Annotated in this window: 3 tRNA genes and 1 rRNA gene; all 4 read right to left on the bottom strand. The window is 51.8% G+C overall.

Annotation, left to right across the window (positions count from 1 at the left end):
- A 16S ribosomal RNA gene (locus tag A2U94_RS20310) occupies positions 1-171 on the bottom strand; the annotation flags it as partial.
- 77 nt (positions 172-248) lie between these two features.
- Positions 249-324, bottom strand: a tRNA-Ala gene (locus tag A2U94_RS20305).
- Positions 325-329: 5 nt separating this feature from the next.
- A tRNA-Pro gene (locus A2U94_RS20300) sits at positions 330-406 on the bottom strand.
- Between the two features lie 4 nt (positions 407-410).
- Positions 411-487 (bottom strand) — tRNA-Arg (locus A2U94_RS20295).
- Between the last annotated feature and the right edge of the window lie 3 nt (positions 488-490).

Raw genomic sequence — 490 nt, 5'->3', positions numbered from 1 at the left:
TTAGCTCCGGTTTCCCGGAGTTATCCCAGTCTTACAGGCAGGTTGCCCACGTGTTACTCACCCGTCCGCCGCTAACGTCATAGAAGCAAGCTTCTAATCAGTTCGCTCGACTTGCATGTATTAGGCACGCCGCCAGCGTTCATCCTGAGCCAGGATCAAACTCTCCGAAGAAATGTTTGACTTGCTCATAAAAGTTTAAAAAAATTAACGTTGACGTTTGTCGCTTTGTTCAGTTTTCAAAGTTCAATTGGTGGAGCCTAGCGGGATCGAACCGCTGACCTCCTGCGTGCAAGGCAGGCGCTCTCCCAGCTGAGCTAAGGCCCCAGAAATGGTCGGGAAGACAGGATTCGAACCTGCGACCCCTTGGTCCCAAACCAAGTGCTCTACCAAGCTGAGCTACTTCCCGTTTATGGCGCGCCCGAGAGGAGTCGAACCCCTAACCTTTTGATCCGTAGTCAAACGCTCTATCCAATTGAGCTACGGGCGCTTA

Source organism: Bacillus sp. VT 712 (assembly GCF_001614195.1).
GTDB classification, from domain to species: Bacteria; Bacillota; Bacilli; order Bacillales; family Bacillaceae_H; genus Priestia; species Priestia flexa.
The sequence above is the reverse complement of the archived record's forward strand: the minus strand, read 5'-3'. Positions and strand labels throughout refer to the sequence as shown.